The sequence below is a fragment of the Streptomyces sp. NPDC093586 genome, from assembly GCF_044764905.1.
Taxonomy (GTDB): Bacteria; Actinomycetota; Actinomycetes; order Streptomycetales; family Streptomycetaceae; genus Streptomyces.
On record NZ_JBIWJA010000067.1, the window covers coordinates 1 to 21,861 of the forward strand.

Consider the following 21,861-nt stretch of genomic DNA (forward strand, 5'->3'; position numbering starts at 1 on the left):
AGATCAACGGCGGGCCGGGCATGGTGTTCAGCGGGCCGGACCGGGTGATCGCCACCGTCACCTTCGACTTCGACGCCGAGGGCCGCATCACCGCCATCCACAACGTGGCCAACCCGGACAAACTCCAGGCCGTCGCCGACGGCACCGCCCACGACGTCAGCACACAGTAGGCAAAGCGTTGTGTCCCGGCAGGGTCGCCCGGTTCGAGCCGCAGGTGTCGCAGGCCGCGTTGGACGACGTCGCCGTCGATGCCGAGATGGCGCTTGCGGCCGGCCTACGGCTTCCTTGCCCGCGTCGATCCCCTGATCGGCCGCGGGCACGTCGGCGGAGGTCCTGATGCTTTGTGCGTCCGGCCGACAGGAACCAGGTGACGACTGTCGTGCTTCAGCCACACCGCTGTGACTGAGCGCTTCGGTGGGCCGCTCCGAGTGGCACAGTCGATCACGTCCCGTACCTTCGGCCAGAAGGAGTGGGCCTGGTGAACTCGATCGTGCAACCGGACGGAGAGGCGGGCGAGCGGCTGGGTCGAGTGGCCGCCGTACGCCGCGAGCTCACCAAGTCCGGGCCGCCGCGGAGTCCCGCCGGCGGCCCGGACTTCGCCACCGTCACGCTGCCGGAGCGCGACTGTGACCAGCTACGTGACCTCCTGGTGGAAGAACGAGTCGGCACAGTCGTCGAGATCGGGCTCGCCTACGCCGGCTCGGCGCTGGCGATCGGCGAGGCGCTGTTGCGCACCGGTTCACGCAATCCGCGGCACGTGGTGATCGACCCGTTCCAGTACACGGCGTACGACGGTGTCGGGTGGGAGCTGCTGCGCAGCGCCGGCCTGGACGACATCGCCGAGCTGGTCACCGAACCATCGCAGCGCTTCCTCGCCCGGTTGGCCGACGAGGGTTTCGCCGCGGACGCCGCGTTCGTCGACGGCAGTCACCACTTCCACAACGTGTTCGTCGACCTCCACTTCCTGGGCGAGATCGTCCGGCCTGGCGGCATCGTGCTGCTCGACGATGTCTGGTGGCCATCGGTCGGAGCTGCCGCGGCGTACTTCGAGACCCATCTCGGGTGGCGTCCGGTACCGGGCGCTCTGGCCGACGGGACCGCCGACCCGGCCGGCGGGCGGCCGCGTACCGGCGCCTACCGGCTGCCTGATCCGCGGCCGACGCCGGACTTCAAGGAGTTCCGGCCGTTCTGCTGATCCGGGTGGGACGTGCACGGTCCACCCGGAGCGGGCGGCCACGGGCCAGTCGCGGCGATGGCACCGCGTTGAGCTTGGAGTGTCCGACTCGAGTGCTCACCGGCCGACTGAAGCACCCGGCCACAACCGCCTGTGACTGAGCGTTTGATTGGGCGAGTTGAGCAGGGTACCGGTGCGGCCCTGCCGGCGATGGTGTCGGTGCCGGTGAGACAGTTCTCCTGGCGGACCGGGCAGCGTCACCGGCGCGGGCTGGAGTGTCTGGTCTCGACGGGCCGGCAGCATGGTTCCGAGAGTCTGGCCGAGCGCTGGCTGCTGCCGGTCCTGGACTTCGTCGGCGGGTTCGACGAGGTGCTGTCGCAGCCGTTCCGGCTGCGGTTTTCCTCCTCGGAGGGGAAGGGCTCGCACATTCCGGACTTCCTCGTGCTCGCGGCGGGGGCCTCGTGGCTGGTGGACGTGCGTCCGGGGGGCTTGATCGGCGAGGAGGACGAGGTGCGGTTCGCGGCGGCCGCGCAGGTGGCGGCCGCCGCGGGGTGGCGCTACATGGTGGTGACCGGTCGAGGCACGTTGGTTGTCACCGATCAGGCATCCCCCTTGTCACAACCGCTCGTTCGGCAGACTTTCCGTCACCAGTGCCGGAGTCTCTGAGTTCCCGGACACCCCGGCGATGCCGTGCTCAGGGCTGAGCCCTTCCACGGCGAGGCGGAAGAGGCGGTCGGCCTGGGTCTCGGGGTCCTTGTGGTGCTCGGTGGCCAGGGCGATGCCGACGGCGAGGGTCAGCAGGTCGTGAAAGGTGACGTGCGGTGCGACCGTCTTGTCGCGAATGGCCCGCTGGAGCAGGGGAGTTCCGGCCGCTGCGATTCTGTTGCCACAGGAGTGCGGGGAGGGTTCCTCGGCGGGAGGCTCGTAGCTGAGGGTGTTGGCGAATCCGCGGGCCGAGACGGCGTAGAGGACGAGGGCGTGGAGCCACTCCAGGAGGGCAGTGCGGCCGTCCTCGGTCGCGCTTAGCCGGTGGGCGCGCTCGCACAGGCCCTCGATGCGCTCCTGGAAGACGGCTTCGAGCAAGGCACGGCGGGTGGGGAAGTGACGGCGCACGGTCGCCGAACCGACGCCTGCGGTGCGGGCGATCTGCTCCAGGGATGCCTCGGCGCCGTGCGCGGCGACCTCGGCTTCGGCGACGGCGAGGATGCGCTGGTAGTTGCGTCGGGCGTCCGAGCGCTGACCGGTCATGATCTCCTCATTGCTAAACGGCGGGCCCCGCCATATCTTAGCGGCAGGCAAAACGGCGGGCCCCGCCGTTTTCTTTCTCCGGTCAGTGAGGAGCGGCAACCATGCCCATCAACAGCGATACCGTCCTGGTCACCGGAGCCACCGGCCAGCAAGGCGGGGCCACGGTCCGCGCACTCCTGGCCGCCGAGGTGCCCGTGCGTGCACTCGTACGCGATCCGCGGTCGAAGTCCGCCCGAGCGATCGAGGCGCTGGGCGCCGAGCTGGTGCGGGCGGATCTCTCCGACCGGGCCTCCCTCGGCCCGGCGGTCGAGGGGGTCCGCGCGGTGTTCTCGGTGCAGAGGCCGCCCATGACCGAGACCGGCGTGGACTTCGCGGGCGAGCTCGCCCAGGCCACCAACCTGGTGGACGCGGCGAAGGCTGAGGGAGTACGGCAGTTCGTACAGTCCTCGACCAGTGGAGTCGGTGAGCACACCCGGGTCGCCGGCTGGGCCGAGGGCCGCTGGGCGGCGATGGCGGACTACTTCCACACCAAGCAGGCGGTCATGGAGGCGGTGCGTGGTGCGGGTTTTGCCCGCTGGACGGTGATCAAGCCCGCCTTCTTCATGGAGAACCTGCCCCTGCTGGCGCCCAAGGGGCCGCGCGGCGGACTGCTGACGGTACTGAAGCCGAAGACCGAACTGGCCCTGGTGGCCGTGCGGGACATCGGCACGGCTGCGGCGCACGCCCTTCGAGACCCTGACCGGTTCCACCAGGTGGAACTGGAACTGGCCGGTGACCTGCGCACGATGGAGCAGATCGCGCAGACCTTGTCCGCCGCCTGGGGCGTGCCCGTGACCGCACCCTCCATGAGCCTGGAAGAGGCCCTCGACGCGGGCATGCCGACGTGGGGAGCCGGACACGAGTGGAACAACGCGGTCCTCCAGCCCGCCCGGCCCGAGTTCGCCCGGGAGTTGGGCATCCCGGTCACCACCTTCGCCGAGTGGGCGGATGAGCAGCTGACACCCGTGTCCGGACAGCACAGCTAGGGCGTATCCGGCGCTGTGACGCTCGGCAGCGCCCGCCGGGGCGGACCGGGGCGAGAAGTCGGAGTGGCCCTGCCCCGGCATCTCCGCCGCGGAGGTTGCCGAATTCACCGGTCACCCGTTGGCCGGCCTGCCGTTCTTCACTCCGGAGACGGTGACGACCGACCACCGATTCGTCTACCGCACCCACTACCTGGTCGAAACCAACGGTGACAGCAAGCCTGCCGGTATGACAGCTGACGTGCTCCGGCTCACATGTGCGCCGAGGCTCGTCAGTCGTCACCGGCAGAGCCAAATAACCTGCAGAGGAGCCGGGCCGAGGCAGCCTGGTTGTCACCTGGGAGGCAGGCTACTTGTCACAGACACTCGATCAGCAACCGTCCTGTCGCCAGGTTGAGGCGTGACGCGCGACGAGCTCGCCGAGATGCTCGGTGAGCAGACGACGGCGTGTGGACCTGCACGCGACGCGTTGATCGCCGGCGGAACCTTCGTCGTCTGGGACGGCCTGGTTCCTGCCGCCCGCCTGGCACATACCTACCGGACGCGGCTCCGTATCACCCAGAAGCGCGGCCGGCCGACGCTGGCCCTCGCCGCCACCGTCGACATCCTTTCCCCTGCAGCAGAAGAGCCTCTCCGCATCGGGCGCATCGACGCGACCGATGCGTCCTGGACGTTCATGCTCTTCCTCAACGCCACCGCCACCGCGGTACTGGCCTGCACCGGCGTCGCGAGATGCGGGTTCCCGGCAGAGCCAGCCACTGACGCGAAGTGACAACGTGCCTGCCTTGGTGACAACTGTCCTGCTTCGCCTCATCGATGCCGGGGACGAGGCGCTCGTGCAAGGAGACCGGCCTACAGCTCGATCTCGATGTGCTCCACGTCGGTGAACTCCACGCCCAGGCCGTGCGCCCGGCTGTTGTTGGCGCGGAAGTACATCCGGGCGAGGCTGTCGGCGGTGATCTGCTGGAGCTGCTGTTCGGTGGCGCCCTGCTCGCGGGCGGTGAACAGCTGGTCGGCGTACTCGGGCGGCAGGGCCTGGGTGATGTCGCGGATCCGGGCGTCGTCGGTGGTGCCCGGCGCCGCGGTGTACCCGAAGCGGGCCCGGGTGGAAACGACCAGGCCGTCCGTGGTCGCGGCTTTCTTCCTCGCCTTCGCCCGCACCTGCGGCTGCCACCGCTTCTTGACCTCCCGCTCTATGCGGTTGCGCAGGTCCTGGCGGGGCCGCTTGAGCTGTCCCTTGACGTAGCGCTCCACGGTGCGCTGGGAGATCCCGAGCGTCTGAGCAACGGCTCTGGTGCCCTTGAGCTGCTTGACCAGGTACTTCATCTGCGCCTGGGCGCTCTGCGGGGGGCGGCGGGTGAACGCCGACTCCAGCGCGCGGTCCAGGCTGTCCCCGATCGGGTCCGGCATGGCGGGCTATTCCCCTTCTCCGGCGCTCTGGTCGGTCTTGATGAGGTTGGCGATGTTGAAGACGTCGCCGTGCTCCTCGAACTGCTGCTCCGCCCACAGCACGGTCTGGGTGCCCTGGTGCTTGACCATGCCGGGCGAGACGCCGAGCCGGAACGTGCCGGGCACCGGCTTGCCCTCGGGCGTGTGCGGGAGGAAGTCGAGCGGGGACGGGCCGGGCGAGGGGTAGACGAGGGCGTCGGTGCCGATGGCGACCGGGTACAGGTCGGCCGCGGCGGCGGTCTTCAGCATCTTGCGGTGCATGCCGACCCGGACCGAGGACAGGACGGCGGCCCGGATGTCGGGACGCCACGTCCTGCGCTCCAGGGCCGGCCACGGCTCGTAGTACGGCACCTGGCCCCGGTTGCGCTGCCTCAGCTTGCCGATGCCGCCCTTCGCCGTGGCCTTGATCGCCTTCAGGACCAGGGCCAGGGCCGGGTCGACGTCCTTGGAGCGGGCCATCGCGTCCAGGAACTCCTGGCCGCCCATGGCGGTGGTGACGCCGAGGTCGGCCATCGTGGCCACGTACGCGTCGCGCAGCCGCTTGTACCAGGGGTCCAGGTAGCGGCCGGTCCGGGTGCGCACGTACGCCTCGATCGGGGCGACGTCGAAGCCGAGCTCCTGCGCGTAGGCGACGGTGGGCGTGGCGTACCAGGCCGGGCCGGTCGGGTGCTCGCCGGTCGGTGTGAACGGCGAGGGGAGCCGGTCGGTGTCGACGGTGCGGCCGTTGATCCGGGCGCGGGAGAGATCGACGTGGGAGAGGTCGACCAGCCACGAGCCGGGCAGCGCCGGGTCGAACGCCGGGTTCTTCAGGTGGGTGGGGCCGTTCAGGCCGACGGTGAGCCCGTTCGCGGCGGCCGCGAACGCCATGTTGACGTCGATGGCGACCAGGTACGGCTGCATGCACTCGTCATCGGTGAGCGGCCGGCACCAGTTGTAGGGCTCCTCCATCAGCATCTCGGCCGGGGTGCGCTGGTGGTGCCGGGCGTACTTCCCCTGGAGGACGGGGTGCTCGTCCGGGACCTCGCACTCCACCACCTCGTACCTCTTCGTCAGGGCGTCGTCGTTGAACGCCTGCCTGAACTCGCCGGTGGCCTCGTCCTTCTCCGCCCGGGTCGGCGGGCGCAGCGCCGTCATCAGCTCCAGGCCGGTGACCGCCGCGGTGCCGCGCGGTGTCATCACCCGGTCCGCATACGTGCCCAGGAAGCGGGCCAGGTCGGCGGCGTGCATGGTGGGCAGCCGCGGGTTGTCCTTGTCGTCCCACTGGTCGACGGGCAGCGCGCCCCAGGCCGGGATGCACAGCTGCACGCACCGGCGCCGGGAGCCCTCCGGCTCGCGGAAGACGCGCGCCCACGCGCCGAAGCCGCGCTGGGTGAGCTGGAGGCCGGCCTTGCTGATCTGCCTGACCACCTTGTGGCCGGTCGCGAGCCGCCCGGCCCGACGCTCCTCCGGCGACAGCTCGGCAGGCAGGCCGTAGCGCTCCAGCGCAGCTGAGGTGAGGACGAGGACGGGATCGGCGTCCATGCCGTGACGGTGCAGCCGCGCCTGGCCGAGCCCGGCCTCGGCCAGCGTCCAGTCGACCAGCGCGGGCAGGGTCCTGGCGGGCACGTCCAGGACCAGGCCGCCGACGCAGTACGCCGCCACCTGGCCGTCGTCGTCGACGTCGACCACGGCCAGCGGCCCGTTCTCGAACCGCCCGTCCGCTGCCGTCGTGGTGGCCGGCCTCTTCGCCGCCTTCGCCGTATCCGGGCGCCGCGACGGCACCGGCGGCCTGGTGCTGCTCGCCGCCGGACGGACGGCAGCGGGCGCGGGAGCTGGGGTCGGCTCCGGTGCCGGACCCGTGAACGCCTCCGGCACGGACTCCGGCACCGGCACGGGCTCCGGTGCCGGTGCGGACTCCGGTCCCGGTCCCGGTGCGGGGGTCTTGCCGGGAGCGGGGAAACGCTCGGCCAGCTTCTCCAGCAGCCGGGCGTAGGCGGCACGCTGCGGCGGCCGCGGCTCGTTCCTGCCGGACTCCCAGCTCGCGACCGTCTCCCGGCGCGTCTTCAGCGCGGTCGCGACCTGAGCCTGACTCAGACCGGCGGCCTCGCGGAGCCGCTTGCGCTCGGCAGGGGCCGGGAGATCTTCCTGGGCGACCTGCTCCAGCAGCGCATCCACCGCGCTGAACAGCTGATCCTCAGTGGGCACAGAACTCACCTCCACATGCACCCTACTCGATCACTCGTCAATTCACGCGTTCAATCGCACATTGAACGCACGCTCGGTCGATCGTCGGTGTGGTGGGAAGTGCGACGTCGACCGGTGGTCGGCCATCTCGTTCGACAGGGGGCCGGCTCCCTCGATCGGGCGGTTTCGGGGCGGCGTCTTCTGACCGGGTACGGCCTTCGGCACACGGGCAGGAGCGGGGCTGCCGCGCCGTGGAGGGGAGGAGGGCCGGGAATGGATTCCCGGCCCTCCTCCCCTCCACCTCGTACAGATCGCACCAGTGCGCTGATCCCGCCGTCAGCGCCCTCCGCGGTCGAGTGCGGCGACCTCACGTACGGCGTCGGCGATGGCACGGAAGTCCTTCTTGAGGATCGCACCATGGTTGCTCGCGACCTTCTCACTCTTGATGAGCGGGTTGCGGGCGGTCACCGCGTCGAGGGCGGCGCGTATCCGTTCCTGCTCGCCGCCGCGGCTTCCCAAGGACGTGCCCGAAGCAACCACGTACCGCACCGGGACGGTGATGCCGGCCAGCACGGGGCCCAGTTCACGCTCGCGGGAGAGCCGACCGAGCTCGATGTTGCTGTCTGCCATCTGTGCGGCGGTCATCCGCGGAGTCAGGCCGGTCGGGCGCAGCAGCGGCAGGAGCCAGTTCATCCGCCGGAACAGCTTCCGGATCCGCTTCTCCATGGCCTCGTCCAGCCAGTCGTGGGGGAACGCGCCGTCGACCAGGACCGCGCCGAGGGCGCGCTGCGGATTCCGGCCGGCCCAGTGCGCCGCGACGACCGCACCGTAGGACCAGCCCACCACCAGCGCCCGGTCCACTCCTCTGGCCGCGAGAACGGCATCGACATCCCGGACGGCAGCCTCGAAGGAGTAGTCCGCCGAACGCTTCGACTTCCTGCCGCGGGCCCGCTCGTCGTAGGTGATGTGCCGCCACGCCCCGCCGAGTCCGGCGATGGTCCGCCGCCAGTACCCCTGAGTGGCGAACTGGCCGTTGAGGTAGACCACAGGAATGCCGGGACCGCCCGTGTCGGTGACGGCCAGGGCCGTGTCGTCGACCGGCACCATGCCGGTCCACGTCGGACCGGTCGAGGAAGTGCTGTTCTTCGTCATGGATTCCCCTTGGTTGCGTGAGTGCTTCTTGTACGGCTTCTCCAGGGGCACCGCATGTGGATCGCGGGTGCCTCGGGGCGTGTCCTCGGCGACGGCCGGCAGGATCTCGATCGCGGTGGGCCCGGCCGGGCAGTTCGGGATCTGTTCCTTCAGAGGCTGGTGGCGGTGATGTCGCCGTGCTGGGTGGTCGCCCGGATGTCCAGGTCCGTGGTGCCGGTGTTCTCGAGCGCGTTGCGGACGCGGCCGCAGCCGGTGCCGGCGTCCAGGGAGGCCGAGGCTCCGCGGGCGGCGCCGACCGACACGTCGCCCGTCCGGGTGGTCAGCACGACCGTGCCGCGCACCGCCTCGGCGATCCGGATGTCGCCCTTCTGGGTGGTGATCCGCGCGGGGCCGTCCAGGCGGCCCACCGACACATCGCCGAAGGCGGTGAGGCGAACACTCGCCGCCTCGTCGATCTTGACCGCGCCGTTCGCGCCCTCGACGTCGACGTCGCCGAGCCGTCCGACGCCCCGGAACTCGGCGGCGGCCGCCTTCGCCTCGACGCGGGAGCCGGCGGGCAGCCGGACGGTGACCTCGACGGAGCCGGAGTCGCCGAGGATCCGGTTCTTCGCCGCCGGCGCTTTGATCCGCAGAACGCCGTCGGCGTACCCGGCCTCGATCTGCTCCGCCGCCCGCACGTCGCGGCGCTTGGCGGCGTTCAGGGGCCGGACCTCGACGGTGGTGTCGGCCCTACCGGCGGCGATGCACTGGATGCGCCCCGCGGGGATCTCGAGGACGGCGGTGATCGGGGCGGGGGTCTCGAACCTCTGCATCGTTCTCTCCTGCGCTCACTGTGTTTTCTGGCGCAAGAAACGCTACGTTGCATTCATAATTTCATCAACGCTTCTCTTGCGCACACCCCGCATCTCCCCACGTCAGAGGTGCAAAATCGTTGCAACGAACAGGAATTCAACGCAACGCCCGAATGTCAGATCGTTGCAATAGATTGAAGCTGAACGCTACTCTCGATGCATCAAGAGTTCGCGCGGACAGGTCCCGGGCGCCGGACGGTCCGCATGTCCCATCGGTAGGCCGTCCATGCTTTGCGCATCAGGCGCCGGACCACGGAGACCGCGCCGGCGAGCGATACCCACGCGGCCTGCACCACCGCACGCCGGTCAGTGACGATCGCCAGCGACTTGAAGCCCCGGAGGTCGATTCGCAGGGCACCGCCGAGCGGCTTCGGTCCCTGCGGCTTCCTTGAGCACTCCGGCCGGCGAGGGAGACCGTGAGCCGACGACTGGAGCCGGCGGCTCGGACGAGGTGGACGGCGCAGGTGTCGAGCGGCTTCCTCCGCCGGTAGTAGGCCGGCACGTCAAGCTCCGGCCGGTTCGGTCCTCGTCCGGCACCGCGACCGCTCCGTCCCGGTCCTGCGTACGGTCGAAGACCGGGTTGGCGGCGGAGAGGTCTCGCGCCATGATGTCGGCCTCCGCAGTGCGGCCTTCCTTCCGGAGGGTGCGGATCACGTCGTGGGCGACCCCAGCCTCGTTCCATTCGTATGAACCCGCCCCGCAGATCTCCAGCGCGGCATCGAGGTCGGCGTGGGCCTCCGGATACCGGCCGAGTTCGCGGTAGGCCACGCCGCGCAGGTGATGTGCCATGGCACCTGCGCAAGCATCACCGGCCGCAGCGCAGGCGTCCACGGCGTGAGTGAGCGCCGCTGTCACCCAACCCTGCAGCAGTCCCAACGAGACGAGAAGGCGCGAAAGATCATCGTGTCTTTCGCGCCGCTCTCACTTGGTGGTATTGCTCAGCCAGTCGGCCGGTTCAGCAGTGGGACCACGACTTGGCGTGCGGTGGCTGCTTCGCCCAGGCGGAAGAACTTCACCTGGCCCATGGTGTGCGTGCACTCCAGGTAACCGGCTGCTTCAAGCTCGCGGCGTGCCCGGGAGAAGTGCGGTGCGGGTACCCCGATCAGCTCAGCCAGCTCGGCCGCGGTGCGCTCGACGCTGTTGTCCAGGCCGCCCAGGATCGCGTAGGTCATCAGCACGTTCTGCTTGAGGTGCGACAGATCGCTTATGCGCGCCTGCAGGGCTTCGAGCTCTGGATATGGACTGGTGCGTGCCATGGTCAGGCCCTTCGTCGCTGCGCCGGACGGCCCGGCAGGGTCGGCAGGTGGTAGGCGGCTGCCTCTTCGGACTGTTCCCGTCCGGAGAGACTGGAGACGATGTGTGGAGTTACCCGGTACTTGATGGTCCGGCCGATCACATCGGCGACCAGGAGCATCTTGTGCTCGGCGAGCTTCTTCGCCATCCTCCTTGTCGCCTGCGGGGTCAGTCCGAGGTAGTCGGCGGCCTCCACTGCTGTGGCACCGCCCTTACCGCTGTACGTCATGATCCCGCAGTAGAAGAACAGCCGGAACTCGTTACCGGTGATCCCTGAGTCGGCCGCGAGCATGGCGAGGACTCGCTCAAAGCTGAACTGGCCATGCCGACCGCCGAAGGCATAGGACCGGCGTGGGGCGCCCTCGTCTTCCGGTTCCAGCAGCTCGTGGACCTCACCAGTCGCGGTGTTGACCAGCGCGCGGCTGCGTCCACTGCGCCCCTGATTTGGCACTTGCGACCCCTGACCTGGGCTTGTCTCTGACACCACTGACATTACCACTGACGACATGTCGTGTGGGGTAATCGAGGGAACCTGGCGTTTCCTTCCCATACCCATGCCGACATGTCGTCGACGGTCGTCGAAGGAACCCTGAGGTTCCTTCGGCGATGCGCCACGTCATGTCGTCCGCGGTCACCGAAGGAACCGACGTTTGCCTTCGATGACCACTGACGACATGACCACTGGCGACATGTATCGGCATCCTAGAGTGCCCATATCGGCATCTCAGAGTGCCGATATGGGCATCCTGGGATGCCGATATCGGCATCCCAGGATGCCCATCATGCGGGCGTTTTAGCAGGCCAGAGCGCTGCGGAGGCTGCGCACTCTCCATGTGGCAAAAGAACCCCGCCGAAGGAACCCGCCGTACGGGAAGCCCTGCGGTACTCGCGCAAGCGCTCCGTTCCTCGGGGTGCCCCCGGGCCATCGATGTACCGCAAGGCCTCTGTGACTGCTCGCGCTCCAACAGTCACAAGGCGTGGCGGAGGCCAGGAATGGGTTGCGGAGCCATACGCGCGCCGGCTCGTCACCCTGCGGGTATCGCTGTGGCTGGCTTTCGTTGGCTGAGGAGCCATCTCCTGTTGTGATCGGTACGGCAACGGATACTTGTCAGCTTTTCGCGACGAAGTCGCAACGAGGGAAGCAGGTCGTGACCCGGACCTCTTGGCGCTCTTGATCACTGTTCACGCGCTTCCTCCGGTCTCTTTCGACTCCGGCCGTGTGAGGCTGCTTCCGACGGTCACGTCCGCTGGAGTGGTGTGTCGACGGCCACTCGGTGATCTTCCCTTTGAGGCTGTGCGGTGAGTTCGGTGGGCAGGGGGGTGTCGTCGTTTTCTGACTCGATCGGGCGGAGGCGGGCCTTGGTGAGGAGGTCGAGTCGGCGGGTGGAGACGCTGAGGAGGCAGGCGGTGGCGATCACCGGGATGAGGGCTGCCCGGCCCTGCGGAGGCGTTCGAGGAGCCAGTGGGGGAAGTGGCTCCCGCTGCGGAGCTTGGGGACGGCGAGTTCGACGGTGCCGGCGCGGGTGTCCCCCGCGCGTGGGCGGTAGCCGTTGCGGTGGTTGACGCGTTCGTCGCCGACCTGGCCGTATTCGGCGTTGCAGAGAGCGTCGGCCTCCGCGGACATGAGTGCGTCGGCGAACGTCTTGACCATCGCACGCACACGGATCAGGTACTCGCCGCGGCGAGGTTGTCCTCGGCGAGAGTGTGCAGGGGCAGATTGTCGGGTGCGGTCATCGTGCTGATCTCCTTCGAGGCTTCGACACTCCGAAGATCAGCCGGTGGCCGTTCGTCTATGCGGGCACCGTCCCGATGCCGGAGCAAACCCCCGGATCAGGTCGGACCCGTACACCCCTTCCCAGGACGCAACCTGACGCGAGCAGTCATGCCCCTGAGGCTCGAGTCCGGGCAGGTCATTGCCGTTGAGGGCAGGCCAGGGACGGTTCTCGGTCCAGAACCGACGGGCGACCTCCTCGAACGAAGGGGCACGCCAGAGGATGGCGGCCCTTTGCTCCCCCGGATCGTCGAGATCGGTCTCCGTCTCCTCCCCACCGCGCCGTGCCTCGTCCGCGTACGCGCACTTCAGACAGGTGTGCACCGCGAACGCCCCGCCCGAAGGGCGGGGCGCCGGAGTCCGGTCCGCCCTGGCGGGAGGAACCATCCGTGGTCAGATACGGCGGGCGGCCCAGACGGTGCGTTCGGTGCGTACCGTCAGGTCGTCGCGGCGCAGGATGCTGTGCGGGCTGCTGGTGTCGAGGAGCTGGTCGAGCGCGGTGAGGTCCTCGGGGGAGAGTCTGTCGGCGATGACGCCGCGGATGCGCTGCAGGACGCCGGTGGCGTAGCGGCCGATCGCTTCGCTGCGCGAGCCTTCGAGGTTCACGGCGAGGGTGCGTTCGTCCTCGACGGTGAATCCGGCGGCGGTCAGCATCGGGCCCCAGTCGGCGCCGCGGTGGGGCATGTGCTCGGCCTGGCGGCGGTCGGCGGCGGCGTGGACGCGCTCTTCCAGACCGGGCCTGTCCTCGGGGGCGTTCTCGGGGAGGAAGCGGGGGTGGCCGGCCAGTTCGACGACGGCGAACAGGCCGCCGGGCGCGAGCGCGTCGTGGACGTTGCGCAGTGCGCGGTCGGGGCGGGCCATGTGGTGCATCGAGGCCGATGCCCAGACCAGGTCCGGTGAGCCGAGGCCGGGCCAGGCGTCGTCGTCGAGGTCGGTCCGCACGGTGCGTACGCGTTCCTCGACGCCGCGGGTGCACGCCTTGGCGCGCAGGCGCTGCAGGTGTTCGGCGGAGGCGTCGACGGCGGTGACCTGCGCGTCGGGGAAGCGGTCCAGGAGGGCGAAGGTGCCCGCGCCCGTGCCGCAGCCCAGGTCCACGATGTGGTGCGGGGCGGTCTGCAGCGGCAGCCATGCGGTGATGGAGGCGGTGTGCTCGGCGAGGACCTCGGCGTCCAGGTCGAGGATCTCCGCCTGGCCGTCCGTGGCGTCCTCATGGTGGTGACCGTGCGAAGTGCCTCGGTGGGGGGCGTGTGCGTGGTTCATGCTCTTCACACTAGGGCGGATATGCTCTTGCAGCACGAAGCGTCCCTGTTTACGCAAGATGATGGTCGGGGGTGCTGCCCGAGGCGCAAGATGCCACCGCCGGGAGAGGCCGTCGCGCGGCCTCACGGTCGCTCGGGAGTGCTCTGGGTGTCGTCGTCGCTGTCGCTCTGGTGGCCGCGGCGGGCGTCGCGGTCGAAGATGCCGAGGATCTCGCAGGGTCCGCCGTCGGCGCCGATCGCGTGCGGCATCGTCGTGGGGAACTCGGCGGCCTGGTTGGTCTCGAGGCGGAAGCGGCGGTGGCCGAGCATGAGGAGCGCGGTGCCGGACAGGACGACGAGCCATTCGCGCCCCGGGTGGGCGCGCGTGCGCGCCGGATTCTCGGAGGGTGGTTCGGTCATGCGCCGGCGCACCACGCTCATCCCGGGGTCGGCCGTGACGGTCCAGCGCATCCGGCCGTGGATGCTGTCGATCGTCGGGCTGGTGACGACGTCGTCGGTGGCGGTCTCCACGAGCTGATCGAACGTGGTGTCCCGGTCGACCGGCAGGGCGACCCGCCACTGTGTCAGGAAGTCGAACGAGACGCCCTCGTCGCGCGCCCCGGGAAGTAGACGGAATCGCTGAAGACGCCGCCGCCGAACGCCTCGTAGAGCTCCTTGTGGTCCGCGGGCAGCGGGACCCCCGGCTCTCCCTCGATCGCCGCCCAGCCGACGGAGATCCCGAGCGGCTCCCACCCGGTCAGTTCGATCACTCGCCGAACCCGCATACGACGATCTTTTCCCATCTCGTCGACGCGGGACAGCCGACCCTGCCGCTTCTTGACGATCTGCGGCTCGAACGAGCCTGCCCGGGCCCGTCCAGGTGCAGTCGGTCGGTGGACGACTCCCCCGCCGTGCGCCGGGTCGACGGCGTGTGGGGTGCGGGCGCTCCCCGCCGCGGGGTGTGGCCGGAGTCGGGGCCGGGGCCGGGGCCGGTCCTACTCCGCTGACGCGTGCGCCGTGCTGTCAGCGCGAATGCGCTGCCTGAGGAAGAGAGCCGCGCGGTCCAGTGCCTCGTCCGCCTCGTCCAGGACGCCGGCGAACGACTGGAACACGTGCGGCACATCGGCGGTGACGTCCAGGATGACATCCACTCCGGCCGCCCTGGCGCGCGCAGCCAGGCGCGTGGAGTCGTCCAGCAGGATCTCGTTGGTGCCCACCTGGAGCAGTAGCGGGGGGAAGCCGGTCAGGTCGGCGAGGACGGCCGGGCTGAGCAGGGGCTGCTGCGGGTCGGCTCCGGCGAGGTACATGGCCCCGGTGTGTTCGACGGCCTCGCGGGTGAAGATCGGGTCGATGCCTTCCTTGGTGTCCATGCTCTCGCCCGACCGGGTGGCGTCGAGGCCCGGGGAGAACGCCACGACGGCGGCGGGCAGCGGAAGTCCTGCGTCGCGGGCGGCGAGGCAGGTGGTGACGGTGAGGCCGCCGCCGGCGGAGTCACCGGCGAACGCGATGGCCGAGGGATCCTTGCCGCTGTCGAGGAGGGCGCGATAGGCGTCCAGGGCGTCTTCGATCGCGGCCGGGAACGGGTGCTCGGGGGCAAGCCGGTAGTCCACCGAGTACGCCCCGAAGCCGGTCCTGGCCACGAGGTGTCCCGTCAGCGACAGAGCGGTCTCGGGGGAGCCGAACACCCAGCCGCCGCCGTGGAAGTACAGAATCGTTCCGGCGGGGCGTCCGTCGGCCGGCTCGACATGCAGTGCGGGTCGGTTGCCGAGCGTCGCCTGCGCGGTGCGGATGTCGTCCGGCACGATCATCTGGGCCATCAGCGCCTTGAACCCGGCGCGCAGTTCCTCGACCGACCGGGGGCCCTCGGGGCGCGGCCGGCGCAGCATCGCATCGATCCGGGCTCGCTGTTCCATGCTCATGGGTGTGCTCCCGCCGTAAGTAGATTCCCTTACACTATATGCCATGGCATCTAAGTCGACCGGCACAGAGGACTTCCTGAGCTTCTTCGCCGATCTGGTCCGATGTGAGACGCGTCTGTACAACGCCCTCAACGACCGGCTCCGTGAACGGCACGGGATCGTCACCTCACAGTTCGAGGTCCTGCGTCATCTGCGCGACCACCCCGGCTCCCGCGTGGCGGACCTTGCCGCCGAATTCGCCATCGGCATCGGCGCGACCAGCAAGGGCGTCGACCGTCTGGAAAGGCAGGGATGGGCCGTCCGGCAGCCGAATCCATCCGATCGCCGGTCCTCACTGCTGGCCCTGACCGACGACGGCGCGCAGCTCGTCGACGCGGCGGAGGCGACCGTCACCGACGCGCTGGCCGAGCTGATCGGAGGCACGCTCGACGGTTCCTCGGGGTCGGCCGTCCTGCTGGCCATCTCGAAGCTGCGCTCCGTGCTCGAACGCAACCAGATCGGCACACCCACAGGCTGACGGTCGCCGCCTCGGCCCCCGGCGGGCGGCGCCACCCGGCCTGCGCGGGTGCGGCGAGCGGCCCGATGGGGAGGGTGCACGGTCTCGCCGGTCCGCCCGCATCCGGCGAACGCGGCCCCCGGCGGAGGACGGGCCGAGCCGCCGCGGTCGCCTCGCGCGGCCTGCGTACCGAAGTCCCGCCTCGGGACCGGGCGGGTGGCGGCTGATGTGTCCGTGCCGGGTCTGCGCAGACCCTGCGGCGGCGGGGACGGATGCTCCTTGTCCTGTCGGGCCGGCGAGGCGGCGTCGTCACGCCGTCGCGGTGCGGCGGGCGTAGGCGCGGGCGGCGCGGGCGCGGTCGCCGCAGCGGGTGGAGCACCACTGGCGGCGGCCGTACTTGAGCAGGAAGCGGTTGCAGGGCGGGGAGGCGCAGGTGGTCAGACGGACGGCGTCGGCGGAGGTGAGCAGGTCGGCGGCGTCGGCGGCGATGACCGCCAGGGCGTGCTCGACGATCGCGGTGGTGGGGTGGGGTGTGGCGCGGTAAGGCCCGGCCTTCTCGTCCCACACCAGCAGGGATGCGGTGGGGACGCGGCTCATCGCGTCGTTGACCGCCGTGACGGCGGCGGGGAGGGCGGGCCGGCCGGCGACGCGGGAGGCCAGCAGCGACCTGATCTGTTCGCGCAGCGAGCGCAGCTGCGTCGCACACGTCTCCGCGAGGCCGGTGTCGGCCGGGGCGAGGTCGCGCCGCGTCAGCCACTGCTCGGTCTGTGCCGGGGTCCCCAGGAGGTCGGCCGTGTGCCCGCCGGGCAGCGCGACGGCGCTGTTGGCCAGGGCCAGGGCGGGGTGCTCCACCTCCCCCGGCGCCGACGGCAGGGCGGCTACTTCCCGCATGAACTCGTCCATGCTTCTCATGGTACGGATTGCGTTCATCCATGAGACACGCATACAGTCGACTCACGGTTAACGTGCAACCTATCCGTTAGAAAGTTCTCTCATGTCTTCCCCGCCCCTGCAGACCGCCCCGTTCCCCGTCCGCGTCTTCGGCGGCCCGACCGCCCTCTTCGAGTACGGCGGCCTGCGCTTTCCCACCGACCCGACCTTCGACGGCCCCGGCGACCACCCGGCACCGGGCGTCGTGCTGACCAAGACGGCGGCGGCCGACGACAGCCCCGCCGATCTCGGCCGCGTCGACGTGGTCCTGCTCTCGCACGCCGAGCACGCCGAGCACGCCGACAACCTCGACACATCGGGCCGGGCCCTGCTCGCCGACGTCCCGCTGACGCTCACCACTCCCAGCGGCGGGGGGCGTCTCGGGAAGGCGGCCACCGGCCTCGCCGACTGGCAGTCGGTCGAGCTCGAGCGCCGGGACGGCGGACCCGGCCCGGTCACCGTGACCGGTGTGCCCGCCATCCACGGCCCCGGCCCGCGCGAGGAGGTCGAGCCGATCACCGGCCGGGTCGTCGGGTTCGTCCTGACCGGACAGCACAGCTAGGGCCTGCCCACCGTCCACGTCAGCGGCGACAACGCCTCCCTCGACGCGGTCGAGGAGATCGCCGAACGCTTCGCCCCGATCGACACGGCCCTCCTCTTCGCCGGAGCGCCTCGCTTCACCGAGGTCTCCGACGGCGAGGTGATCGGCCTGGACAGCGCCCAGGCCGCCCAGATCCTCGACGCCGGCCGCGTGGACCCCGTTCACCACGACAGCTGGGCCCACTTCACCGAGGGCCGCGACGAGCTCGTCGCCGCCCTCACCGCCGCCGGTCTCGCCGACCGCGTCGACTTCGGCGTCCGCGGCTGACCCCGCGTACGTCGGGCACGTATGCCGGACACGGCCGGGCACCGGCCGACGGAGACCCGCCGCGGCCGACGCCCGGCGCCCCCACTCCCCCACACACCTCGAAACCGCACCACCGAAGGACCGCACCACCATGACCGACCCGATCCGCGGCACCCGCCACGGTTCCGCCCCCGCCGCCCTGTCCGTACTGGACTCCGCCATGACCGGCACCGGCCAGAGGGCCGCGGAAGCGCTGGCCGCCAGCGTCGAACTCGCCCGGCTCGCCGACCGGCGCGGCTTCACCCGCTACTGGATGAACGAGCACCACGCCATGCCCGGCGTCTCCACCTCCAGCCCGCCCGTCCTGCTGGCCCGGCTCACCGCGGAGACCAGCAGACTGCGGCTCGGCGCGGGCGGGATCATGCTGCCCAACCATCCGCCGCTGGTCGTCGCCGAACAGTTCGGCATGCTCGACGCCCTCGCCCCCGGCCGCATCGACCTGGGCCTGGGCCGCGCCCCGGGCACCGACCACACCACGGCCGCCGCCCTGCGCCGCGGCGCGAGCGACGCCGAGGACTTCCCCCGGCAGGTCCTCGAGCTGCTGCACTTCCTCGGCGACGACTTCCCGGCCGAGCACCCCTACGCCGGCCGCGTGTACGCCGTGCCGGGGCCCGCCCAGGACCGGCTCAACGGCGTCACCCCGCCCACCGGCCGCCTGCCGGTGTGGCTGCTCGGCTCGTCCGGCTACTCGGCGCAGCTCGCCGCCCGGCTCGGCCTGCCGTTCGCCTTCGCCGCGCACTTCAACCCGCGCGACGTCGTTGCCGCCCTGCGCCTGTACCGCGAGCGGTTCACTCCGTCCGACGCCCTGGCCGAGCCGTACGCGCTGGTCAGCTTCACCGTCGCGGTGTCCGAGGACGAGCATGAGGCCCGTCGCCAGGCCGGCACCCTCGCACACGCCATGCTCCGCATGTTCCAGCGCAAGTCCTACCTGCTGCCGTCCCCCGAGGAAGTGGACGCCTACACCTACGACGCCCAGGAACGCCAGGCCGTCGACAGCTGGCTGGACCACGTCCCGCACGGCACCCCCGAACAGGTCATTGCCCACCTGAACCAGGTCCAGAGCGATTCCGGCGCCGACGAGCTCATGATCGGCAGCGTCGGCCACTCCGTCCAGGCCCGGCTGCGCTCCACCGAGCTCATCGCCGACGCCTACGGCATGCCCGACAGCCCGCACTGACGCGAGACGGGCGGGCCTCCGCCCGCCAAGACCCATCACCTTCACCGTCGCCTCCCTGCCGGCTGCCCCCTTTTTTTGCCGCCGTCGGCATGTAGGTGAGCCCGCACCCTGCCCCCGGCCTCGGACGAGGGCGCACCCGCGGATCCCCCCTCCGGCCACGGCGGTCATACGGATCAGGCAGGCCGACGAGAAACAGAGCAGGACACCACGCATCGGGCTGAAGCCGCGACGACTGGATACGGGCCGGTTGTTCCGGGCCCGACGGCATGGGAGGAGACAGGACGGCAGACAGGGTCTCCGGTTGTGGTTACGTGAACCCGGCACTCACACGATCGACGGGACCGCGCCTGTACCAGCCGGCCCGACCCGGTATGACCAGCCATCACCGGACGAACCGCTCCGACCGGAGCCCCCGCGACGTCCCTGCGTCGACGACAGGTCGATTGTCCCGGGGGTTTTCACACCACAAGAAGCGTGGCTGAGACCGGAGAGGGGTTGCTGGAGACATACGCGCGCCGGCTCGCTCGAGTGCGGCCTTCGTCGTGGCTGACTTTCGGTGGTACAGGCCGACAGGCAGGAGGAGGTGTCGGTCCGAATCGAAGCAGACCCGGTGGTGAGGCGAAGACTGCGGGCACAGAGAGCCTCCAACATGCCACAGCTGACCCGGGTTCCGGACGGTGCCTTCGGCACCGGTGTCATGGGGGCATGTGGTGGCCGGCTCGCGTCTTCCCGCACGTATAGATATTAGAGGCGCTCACATCTCTGCAGGTCAGAGGCGTTTCGGAGCCTTCAGAACATGACTCCCAAGTCATGTTGCGGCTGCGGAACTTGCTCCTGGAGTCAAGTTACCCCGTATTCATTGCGACCTATATGCGCAATGGTGCGACGGCTGGTGTCGCCGATGTGAACATGACTCCGAAGTCATGTTCGACACGCCCAACGCGCAGATAGGTCGCGTCATTGCTATCTATATGCGCCATAACTAGTGTGCTCCGCGTCTAGGTTTCGATCTTGGGAGCGCATAGCGTCATGACCGCACAGCCACAGGGGGACCCCCGCCGGACCCCTGGCTCGTCCTTGCCTCGAGCACCAAGCGCCTACAGCCCGTACGTCGGTGCGCTCGGACCGAGGAAGAACGTCGTCGAGCTGCCCGTCGGTCACACGGCGGAGGTCAGACCTCCCGTCACGGCCGGAGACTTCATCGGCAAGTACTTCGCCCAGGACAGTTTGGAGTTCCTGCGCTGGGCTGCCAGGTACTTCCGGGACGACAACGTCACCCTGTGCGTGCTGCTCTACATGATGGGGAGCCAGGAAGTAGGAGGGGCGGTCGAGCTCAAGCAGGCCGAGATCGCTGCCGAGTTGGAGATGGACCCCGCTCAGGTGTCCCGGGCCCAGACCAAGCTGAAGCGGCTGGGCCTGGCCTACTCACCGAAGAAGGGGTCCATCCAGCTTCAGCCTGCGGTGACCCTCCGCGGAGGCTACCGGCTGATCCAGAAGCCCGTTCGAGGGGCGGCCGCCAAGAGGGTCAAGGTACAGGTGGAGCAACTGAGCCTTCTGAATGAACTCGTACGTGATACGGGCGTTCCGGAGGAATTCAGGGACATGGCCCTTCCGGGGGCGAAACTCCCCGACCCGTCATCGAGGACGCGCAAGCGTAAGAGTACGAAGAAGAAGCCGGAGGCGTGAGATGAGGACTGCAGCGTCTGCGAACCCGGAGCCGCCAGAGCTGACGTACGGCACCTTCAACGGCTTCGCATACATGCCCGCGATGCCAGGGATCGCCTACCGGGTGCTTTTCCGGCTCCTGGGGATTCAGGAGCCGGGAGGGCGCTGCCTGGTCACGGAAGGGGAGCTGGCAGCGGCCCTGGATGTGCACCGCTCCATGGTGGGACGTGGTCTGCAGGCGCTCATTCTCGCCAAGCTCGTGTTCCGCCAGGCCAAGGGTGTCTACCTCCTCAACCCGATGATCAGCGGTGCCCGCAGCGTCACGGAGCACTTGGAGGCCATCGGGACGCTTGACCCCGCCGACCGTCTCGACGTCGACGACTACCAGGAACGCTACGACGCCGCTGTCGCCCAGGCCGAGCGGGAGAAGAGGAAGAGGCGTCTGGGCCGCAGCGCGCCAGGCCGTCCCAAGCCCACCGCATCCACTGCCGAGGGAACCGCGGAGGTGCTGAACCTCTCGACGGCCCGTGACCCGTCACGTCGGGGGCCGTCCAGGCCGTAACGTGGCCGTACACCACTGAGGCCCCCGCCGAAGCGGGGGCCTCAATGTGTCTAGGTTTCGAGAGGCAGCCTACCGCTTGGTTCTCAGCGGCAGCAAGGAGGGCCCTGACGCAGGAGTCATGCCGGCTCCACCGGAACGGGCGTAGCTCGCCGAGCCCGGTCTCCGGCGCAGGGCTGGGCCTGACGCCCACCGCCCTCCCGGAAGCGCGCGACGGCGGAGTCTCCCGGTCGTACGCGGAGCTGTTCCTGGTGAAGTCGGTCCGGGGTGCGGTGCCGGTCTTCCGGCCGGTCCGCTTCCCGGGCCGGGCGCGGCGCGGCACCGCACCCGGCTCTCCACGAGCCCCGAGAGGACCCGCGGTGGTGGTTCTCCTCCCATGGCGTCCCAAGAAGGGGGGGAACCGCCGGGCCGCCGATCGCACCGCCTCCTTGCTCCGCCCGGCCACCAAGGCCCCGGCAGAACCCGCGGGGTGGACAACCAGCGCCCTCGACGGCGCGACCAGGCTGGCTGAGACGGAAGCCGGAACGACTCGCTTCGCCGGGAAAGCGACTCGATCGCGGAGGCAGGACACTTCCTGGGGGCGTCCAGGCGTCACGGAGGACGAGGGAAGCCAGCGATTATCACGCCGTGATAATCCGGCCCGGTGCCGGTGTTCCGACTGCAACTATCACGGCGTGATAACCCGAGCGGGGCATCACCATCAGGTGAAACCGTGTCAAACTCCGCGAGCTGTCTGCCGTTACAGCCCATGACGTCAGTATACTGACGTCATGGCCTCTCCATACCCTGACGGATACCGGGAAAAGGTGGCGTCCAAGCTGCCCTCGGCGCTCCAGCAATCACTCAA

Annotated in this window: 20 protein-coding genes and 4 pseudogenes; 10 read left to right on the top strand and 14 right to left on the bottom strand. The window is 69.9% G+C overall.

The window, feature by feature from the left end; translation table 11 throughout:
* Positions 1-170: pseudogene (locus ACIRFH_RS35535) on the top strand (RNA polymerase subunit sigma-24); the annotation flags it as partial.
* Positions 171-244: 74 nt separating this feature from the next.
* Here ACIRFH_RS35535 and ACIRFH_RS35540 read toward each other — a convergent pair.
* Positions 245-359 (bottom strand): annotated as a pseudogene (locus tag ACIRFH_RS35540) (IS5/IS1182 family transposase); the annotation flags it as partial.
* A 119-nt stretch (positions 360-478) separates the two neighbouring features.
* Between ACIRFH_RS35540 and ACIRFH_RS35545 the strand changes: the two are divergent.
* Positions 479-1,195 carry a class I SAM-dependent methyltransferase gene (locus ACIRFH_RS35545; RefSeq protein ID WP_403530402.1) on the top strand — a complete coding sequence of 239 codons (717 nt, stop codon included), beginning with the start codon at positions 479-481 and terminating at the stop codon, positions 1,193-1,195.
* Between the two features lie 204 nt (positions 1,196-1,399).
* Entirely contained in the window at positions 1,400-1,840 is a 441-nt protein-coding gene (locus tag ACIRFH_RS35550) for a hypothetical protein (protein WP_403530405.1), read from the top strand.
* Here the strand turns inward: ACIRFH_RS35550 and ACIRFH_RS35555 are convergent.
* Positions 1,790-2,422 (bottom strand): TetR/AcrR family transcriptional regulator, encoded by a 633-nt coding sequence (locus ACIRFH_RS35555; protein WP_403530408.1) that lies wholly within the window; start codon positions 2,420-2,422, stop codon positions 1,790-1,792. The two genes, ACIRFH_RS35550 and ACIRFH_RS35555, sit on opposite strands and share 51 nt — an antisense overlap.
* Positions 2,423-2,523: 101 nt before the next feature.
* Between ACIRFH_RS35555 and ACIRFH_RS35560 the strand changes: the two genes are divergently transcribed.
* Both ACIRFH_RS35560 and ACIRFH_RS35565 read left to right on the top strand, forming a co-directional pair.
* The gene (locus tag ACIRFH_RS35560; protein WP_403530411.1) at positions 2,524-3,447 is read left to right on the top strand and encodes an NmrA/HSCARG family protein; all 924 of its coding nucleotides are present in this window, start codon (positions 2,524-2,526) and stop codon (positions 3,445-3,447) included.
* 397 nt (positions 3,448-3,844) lie between these two features.
* On the top strand, positions 3,845-4,216 hold the full coding sequence (locus ACIRFH_RS35565; RefSeq protein WP_403530414.1) for a hypothetical protein: 372 nt from the start codon (positions 3,845-3,847) through the stop codon (positions 4,214-4,216).
* 80 nt (positions 4,217-4,296) lie between these two features.
* On the opposite strand, the gene tpg is transcribed toward ACIRFH_RS35565, so the two are convergent.
* The 11 genes and pseudogenes from tpg to ACIRFH_RS35620 form a co-directional block, all read right to left on the bottom strand.
* Positions 4,297-4,854 (bottom strand): telomere-protecting terminal protein Tpg, encoded by a 558-nt coding sequence (tpg, locus tag ACIRFH_RS35570; RefSeq protein WP_403530417.1) that lies wholly within the window; start codon positions 4,852-4,854, stop codon positions 4,297-4,299.
* Between the two features lie 6 nt (positions 4,855-4,860).
* Complete coding sequence (gene tap, locus ACIRFH_RS35575) at positions 4,861-7,077, bottom strand: telomere-associated protein Tap (RefSeq protein WP_403530420.1); 2,217 nt, start codon at positions 7,075-7,077, stop codon at positions 4,861-4,863.
* Between the two features lie 315 nt (positions 7,078-7,392).
* A complete protein-coding gene (locus ACIRFH_RS35580) occupies positions 7,393-8,208 on the bottom strand; it encodes an alpha/beta fold hydrolase (RefSeq protein WP_403530423.1) in 816 nt (271 codons plus the stop codon).
* A 149-nt stretch (positions 8,209-8,357) separates the two neighbouring features.
* A complete protein-coding gene (locus ACIRFH_RS35585) occupies positions 8,358-9,020 on the bottom strand; it encodes a DUF4097 family beta strand repeat-containing protein (RefSeq protein WP_403530426.1) in 663 nt (220 codons plus the stop codon).
* A gap of 345 nt (positions 9,021-9,365) precedes the next feature.
* Positions 9,366-9,848 carry a tetratricopeptide repeat protein gene (locus tag ACIRFH_RS35590; protein WP_403530429.1) on the bottom strand — a complete coding sequence of 161 codons (483 nt, stop codon included), beginning with the start codon at positions 9,846-9,848 and terminating at the stop codon, positions 9,366-9,368.
* Positions 9,849-9,997: 149 nt separating this feature from the next.
* Positions 9,998-10,315 carry a hypothetical protein gene (locus ACIRFH_RS35595; RefSeq protein WP_403530431.1) on the bottom strand — a complete coding sequence of 106 codons (318 nt, stop codon included), beginning with the start codon at positions 10,313-10,315 and terminating at the stop codon, positions 9,998-10,000.
* Positions 10,316-10,317: 2 nt separating this feature from the next.
* A complete protein-coding gene (locus tag ACIRFH_RS35600) occupies positions 10,318-10,803 on the bottom strand; it encodes a MarR family transcriptional regulator (RefSeq protein WP_403530434.1) in 486 nt (161 codons plus the stop codon).
* 907 nt (positions 10,804-11,710) lie between these two features.
* Positions 11,711-12,086: pseudogene (locus tag ACIRFH_RS35605) on the bottom strand (transposase); the annotation flags it as partial.
* A gap of 430 nt (positions 12,087-12,516) precedes the next feature.
* On the bottom strand, positions 12,517-13,383 hold the full coding sequence (locus ACIRFH_RS35610) for a class I SAM-dependent methyltransferase (RefSeq protein ID WP_403530436.1): 867 nt from the start codon (positions 13,381-13,383) through the stop codon (positions 12,517-12,519).
* A 122-nt stretch (positions 13,384-13,505) separates the two neighbouring features.
* A complete protein-coding gene (locus ACIRFH_RS35615) occupies positions 13,506-14,087 on the bottom strand; it encodes a cupin domain-containing protein (protein ID WP_403530455.1) in 582 nt (193 codons plus the stop codon).
* A 269-nt stretch (positions 14,088-14,356) separates the two neighbouring features.
* Positions 14,357-15,280 (bottom strand): alpha/beta hydrolase, encoded by a 924-nt coding sequence (locus tag ACIRFH_RS35620; protein WP_403530439.1) that lies wholly within the window; start codon positions 15,278-15,280, stop codon positions 14,357-14,359.
* 43 nt (positions 15,281-15,323) lie between these two features.
* Between ACIRFH_RS35620 and ACIRFH_RS35625 the strand changes: the two genes are divergently transcribed.
* Complete coding sequence (locus ACIRFH_RS35625) at positions 15,324-15,797, top strand: MarR family winged helix-turn-helix transcriptional regulator (RefSeq protein ID WP_403530442.1); 474 nt, start codon at positions 15,324-15,326, stop codon at positions 15,795-15,797.
* Positions 15,798-16,085: 288 nt separating this feature from the next.
* On the opposite strand, the gene ACIRFH_RS35630 is transcribed toward ACIRFH_RS35625, so the two are convergent.
* Positions 16,086-16,679 (bottom strand): CGNR zinc finger domain-containing protein, encoded by a 594-nt coding sequence (locus tag ACIRFH_RS35630; RefSeq protein WP_403530445.1) that lies wholly within the window; start codon positions 16,677-16,679, stop codon positions 16,086-16,088.
* A 91-nt stretch (positions 16,680-16,770) separates the two neighbouring features.
* Here ACIRFH_RS35630 and ACIRFH_RS35635 point away from each other — a divergent pair.
* From ACIRFH_RS35635 to ACIRFH_RS35650, 4 genes and pseudogenes are all read left to right on the top strand, one after another.
* Positions 16,771-17,574: pseudogene (locus ACIRFH_RS35635) on the top strand (MBL fold metallo-hydrolase).
* A 130-nt stretch (positions 17,575-17,704) separates the two neighbouring features.
* Positions 17,705-18,790, top strand: a complete 1,086-nt coding sequence (locus ACIRFH_RS35640) for an LLM class flavin-dependent oxidoreductase (protein WP_403530448.1) — start codon at positions 17,705-17,707, stop codon at positions 18,788-18,790.
* A 1,029-nt stretch (positions 18,791-19,819) separates the two neighbouring features.
* Positions 19,820-20,476 carry a hypothetical protein gene (locus ACIRFH_RS35645; RefSeq protein ID WP_403530450.1) on the top strand — a complete coding sequence of 219 codons (657 nt, stop codon included), beginning with the start codon at positions 19,820-19,822 and terminating at the stop codon, positions 20,474-20,476.
* Between the two features lies 1 nt (position 20,477).
* A complete protein-coding gene (locus ACIRFH_RS35650; protein ID WP_403530453.1) occupies positions 20,478-21,017 on the top strand; it encodes a hypothetical protein in 540 nt (179 codons plus the stop codon).
* Positions 21,018-21,861 lie beyond the last annotated feature (844 nt).